The sequence below is a fragment of the Aeromicrobium sp. genome (assembly GCF_014378035.1).
In the GTDB taxonomy this organism is placed as follows: domain Bacteria; phylum Actinomycetota; class Actinomycetes; order Propionibacteriales; family Nocardioidaceae; genus Aeromicrobium.
Genome location: NZ_JACMOM010000128.1, coordinates 1 through 4,956, shown reverse-complemented (window position 1 = coordinate 4,956; position 4,956 = coordinate 1). Strand labels below are relative to the sequence as shown.

The window sequence follows — 4,956 nt, the reverse complement described above, 5'->3', positions numbered from 1 at the left end:
GGCTCTCAGCATTTCGCCGAAATCTACGATCCAGACGGCAACTGGGTCGAAGAGGGCTTTTGCTCTTGGGGCCACCTTGCCGAGTGGACAGCGAAAGGCGAGCCCGAGTTTCGGGATGTGACGGTGGAAGCGTCAGAGACGAGCTTGGGCGAGCGTGCGTTGGACGGTTTGGTCCTCATGGGAATCGGAGCGTGGACCCTGCTTGCGGGATGGGGCCTTCTCAATCTGATCCATCGCATTTGGTGACCGGGTGGCTAGTCTGCAGCGCGGCCGGATCGCGGTGGAATGACACACGCTCGCGGTGAAGGAACTGGACACTCGCTCTTGGGCGATCACCGTATGAGACACGATGGGTCCCATGCGATGGCCCTTCAAGCGCAAGACCGACGGTCCACAGACTGAACCCCAGATCAGAGGCCGGGACCGCAGGTCGACCCCCGGGACAGACGCAGAACTCGTTCGGGACATAGCGGCAGAGCACCTTCCCCCAGCCGATCTAAAGCGGTGGATGGAACTGTTGAGGCCCGCGATCCAGCTGGTGCCCGGTTCGCCCGGAACGTCGGCCGTCGCAAGGCTCGGCGGTCTGCCATATCTGCCCGAGAGTGAGGACTGGCCAACTTGGCCAGGTCATGGACCTTTGTCGTACGTCGGCGAGATTGCCTGCGAGCTGGTGGCTGCCAATTTCCCGCTCGACGTCGACCTTCCCTCAAGCGGCCGGCTGCTGTTCTTTTATTTCGACGGGTCATACGACAACTTCGCCACGACTGTCGGCACCTGGGATGCCTCCACTCTCATGGGAGCGCGTGCTCTGCACGTGTCGGATGATGACCTAGCATCGCAACGGAGCACACCGCTTGGAGTGACGACGTACATCGAACGTCACTTTGACGGCCGCCCGATCATGACCGCTCCCGGCTGGGAGCACGACGACCTCAGGGCAGCATTCAAGGCACCCGGTCAAGATCATCGCTCCTTCATGGATCACCCCGTCAACGCCGACGACTTTGTTGAGGCGCTACACGAACGACACACCGGGACTCTGCATCAGATCGGTGGCTACGCGGAACCGGTTCAAGGGCCGGTGGAGCACGAAGTTGCGCTCGCTGCTTTAGACAACCAAGTGCCGCACGGCGACCCTCGTTTGGACGAAGAGGCTCGTCACTGGGAACTGGTCCTGCAGGTCGACAGTGACGATGACCTAGGCATGATGTGGGGTGACGAAGGGGTGCTCTACTGGATGACCCGAGTTGACCAAAGCCCCAGCGGATTTCTCGCGGAGCGCATGTCGTTCACATGGCAATGCGGCTGAACCACGTGATCCACATCGCCGCGGTCACCCAGATGCGCCTGGACACCGAGGGTCGGGCCTACTACCGGCGCAAGCGAGCCGAGGGCAAGAAGCCACTCGAAGCGATGTGCTGCCTCAAGCGACGCATCTCTGACCTGATCTGCCGCCAGCTCCTCGCTGACGCCGAACGAGCAGCTGGCACGGGTCCGGGAGGGCACAGCGGGGCGTCTAGTGAATCCAGCGCGGTCGACCTACCCCCGCACATCGACACTTCGGATCAGCCACTTCCCGGACCCGCGAAACCGACGCTAAAACCGACCCCGCATCACCGGAAGACGATCAAGGAGAAAGCCCTCTCATCTGCCTCTTGACGACAGAGGGGCGCCGGGATGACGCGGGCCGGGATCGCGAGCAGTGATCAAGGCAGTCCTGATCAGCAGAACATGCGATTGGTTCCCTATAACTGGAACCTCGTCGTACTCAAGGTCGATCGTATTCGCCCGCCATACAGGCATCGCGGCCGACTGTACGCCGCAGCTCTGAGCGATTCAGCAGAAGGGACGCACAGCGACAAGGCTAGATCGTCGTGAGTTCCTCGCCCAGGTTCACGAAGCCCAAAACCGAGACTGTTGGGGGAGCGAGAGATCGAGGCCAGTCCTCGCTCGTTGTCAGTGCAACTGCCATTCACCTGAATGAGCAACAATGACCCCCGCTCAAGAAGTGCGGGGGTCATTGTTGTGCCTGGACGTTGCGGTGTTACTCGTTGGTTGCGCTGACCGCAGCTCCGTCGTCAGAGTCACTGTCTACGCCGTCATCATCGGAGGCGTCGCTGTAGTCGTCCGAGTCACTGTGTTCTACGTCGTCGCCGGCGCCGCCGTCAACGTGATCCGATCCGCTGTCCCCATCGACTTCGTCATCGCCGGCGTCGCCATAGCAGCCGTCGTCGCCGTCGTCGCCGTTGAGGTGATCGTTGCCGTCGTCGCCGTTGAGCTGGTCGTTGCCGTCGCCACCATTGATGGTGTCGTCGCCGTCGCCACCATTGATGGTGTCGTCGCCGTTGTCGCCGGTAAGAGTGTCAGTTCCCGTGTTGCCAAAGATTCTGTCGGCGCTGTTACCACCGGAAATGGTGTCTGCGCCTCCGTTTCCGGTCAGTCTGTCCCGGCCCGCCCCGCCCTTGATCGAGTCGTTGCCACGGCCCGAACTTATGCGGTCATCTCCTGCGCCACCGCTGATCACGTCGCGCTTGGCCGATCCGCAGATGAGGTCATTGCCGGCCTTGGCATTCACGGTCGAGGCTCCGGTCAGGTAGATGACGTCTCGGTGGGAGGTGCCGTTGACCTTCCCGTGTCCCACGATGGTGGCGGTTTTGCCTCGACAGTGCTTCCCGGACGCTTGCGCGGGTGTCGCAGTGAGTGCGGTCATGGCAACAACGACGGACAACGCCGCACCGGCGGCGAACAATTTTTGACTCCTCATAAGGGATCCCATTCATTCGTGGGCGCCCCTCAAGAGAACGCCGCTCGGAAACGAGCGTACGCATAAAGAAGGTCGCTCCGACCGTAAACAAAAAAGAAGTAAAATCACGTCGTCAGCATCGAAATGACATCGCGGTGGTGTCATGAATCCTGCAACGTATGTGGAGACCATCCGTCAGCACCGCCGCCGCGACGCCGAGGGGCAGGGGGCCTGCTATCGGCCCGTCCCAAGGGAGGTCATGTGAGGGGGCTGCAGCTTCGGAGGTGAACCCGTTATCGAGCGTCGCAGTGTCTTGTCACTGAGATCGGCGTTTGACAACTCCGAATCGTTCGAGCAGGAGCTCTTCCAGGTCCTCTGCAGTAGCTTCGAGCACACGTCTCACAGCGTCGTTTCTGCCGACTTCTTCAGGATGCATGTTGTCGCCATGCTGCCACGTCATGGGAGTAGATTTCCCCGACTCAGCCGTCGTGGCCACGACCTGAGTGCCCGCACCAAGTTGCCCCATTCTGGGTGGAATGACCTAGTGCCGTAACGGTCGTGGATGACACGGTACTCATGCCGCAGTGCCTTCATCTCCCGATTCATCTAATGAGGCGTCGATGGTCGACGGCGTTGACACACGTCTGTCGCACCCCCAGAGCTCCGACACATGACGACTCTCACCTGGGCCCGTGTCGGAGCCGCGCCGGGACTGGAAAGGTCCGTCTCAGCGGCCGATTCTCGGTCCTGATCTCGATTCGCGTGATGGGGTCCAATTCGGGGCGCTGATCGGATGTGGCTTCGTGTCGGCCTCGTAGCGACTGAGCAAGGTCTCTGGGCTGACGTACGGCTCGTACTTGGCTGCCTCTTGGGCGGCGATTCGTGCTGCGTGGGTGGGGCCGAGGTCGGCGCGGTTGCGGGCGAAGGTGAGGATCCATTGTTGGCGGGCGGCGTTGAGGTCGTCGGCGATGATGTGGGCGGTGTTGTTCTCGCGGCCGCGGGTCATCGCCACGTATGCCGAGGCCGCGCCGGTGTGCTCCCCAAGTAGGAGGTGCGCGGTGTGGGTGGTGTCACCTTGTGCGCCGTAGACGGTCGAGGCGTAGGCGAGCTCGACGTCATGAACGGCGTAGTCAGCCGGAACGGTCCGCGTGCCGGCCTTGCCTGTGAGGTGAAGGGTGCGGTCTCTGTCTACAGCGGTGACGGTCCAGGTGTCGCGGTTGGCGACGCCGAACTCTGATGCGTTGCGTCTGGTCGCCACCCGGTCGCCGACGCCGATCCGTTCACCGCCCTGAGTGATGAGCGTGCGCCTGTCGTCGACCCGGCCGTCTGCGACGAGTCGCTCACGGACTGCTTGGTTGAGGTCAGCGACTTGCTCGCGTGTGTCGGCCACGACCAAAGCACCAGTCGTCGCGGCGTGGTCGGCGAGCGTTGCAGTGCGTGTGACCTCGTCGGGATACATGACCACTTGGCCACGTTGCAGGAGCTGGTCGAAGACGTCGTCAGGGTTCTCGCCGGATCGCATGGCGAGGCTGAGCGTCGCGTACTCGGGGTCGGCGAAGCGGTGCACGCTGTCGAGGGACACGCTCGCCTCGGGGCCCGCCCAGCGGGCGGCGAGATCGAGCACGCCGCCTCGTCCGACGGCGGGCAGCTGGTGCCGGTCTCCGACGAGCGCGAGGCGGGCACCGGTCTCTCGGGCGATCATTGTCAGGGCGCGGGCTGTGTCTTGGTCGAGCATGCCGGCCTCGTCGATCAGCAGCAGGTCTCCCCGGTGCAGCTCGGCATCGGGAGAGGGGAGGAAGTCGTGGCGGGTCCACCGTCCGTCCTCGTTCCAGGAGAAGCCGTACTGGTGCGCGAGCCACGCGGCGGAATATGCCCGTGAGCCGACCTCGGCCCCAGCGATCTGGGCGGCCTTCAATGTCGGCGTGATGACGATCATCTGACATCCGTTCTGGCCGAGGATGTTGGCAGTGGCCGCGAGCGTGGCGGTCTTCCCCGCACCGGCTGCACCCTCGACCACGACCAGTCGGTGCGCGCCGGCCAACGCTTCAACGGCCTGCAGCTGTGTCTCGTCGAGTCCGCCACCGGACACGTCTGCCCGAACGCCGGACAGGGAAGCGCACGCAGCGAAGTAGTGGTGCAGATCGGCCTCGACCGTGACCACGTGGCGTGATGTCAGTGCCCGGATGTGCTCAGGGGCGCCGTCCCCGGGCAGC

General features: G+C 63.2%; 5 protein-coding genes. 3 read left to right on the top strand and 2 right to left on the bottom strand.

Annotated features, from left to right (window positions below):
• The 3 genes from H7290_RS06460 to H7290_RS06450 form a co-directional block, all read left to right on the top strand.
• A partial coding sequence (locus H7290_RS06460) for a hypothetical protein (RefSeq protein WP_290513200.1) occupies nt 1–246 on the top strand: 246 nt, incomplete at its 5' end.
• A 262-nt stretch (nt 247–508) separates the two neighbouring features.
• On the top strand, nt 509–1,309 hold the full coding sequence (locus H7290_RS06455; RefSeq protein WP_290513199.1) for a YwqG family protein: 801 nt from the start codon (nt 509–511) through the stop codon (nt 1,307–1,309).
• Nucleotides 1,294–1,659, top strand: coding sequence for a hypothetical protein (locus H7290_RS06450; protein WP_290513198.1), 366 nt, complete (start codon nt 1,294–1,296; stop codon nt 1,657–1,659). The genes H7290_RS06455 and H7290_RS06450 overlap by 16 nt, the downstream gene beginning before the upstream one ends.
• Nucleotides 1,660–2,044: 385 nt before the next feature.
• Here the strand turns inward: H7290_RS06450 and H7290_RS06445 are convergent, their stop codons facing one another.
• On the bottom strand, nt 2,045–2,764 hold the full coding sequence (locus H7290_RS06445) for a calcium-binding protein (protein ID WP_290513197.1): 720 nt from the start codon (nt 2,762–2,764) through the stop codon (nt 2,045–2,047).
• A 706-nt stretch (nt 2,765–3,470) separates the two neighbouring features.
• A partial coding sequence (locus H7290_RS06440; protein ID WP_290513196.1) for an AAA family ATPase occupies nt 3,471–4,956 on the bottom strand: 1,486 nt, incomplete at its 5' end.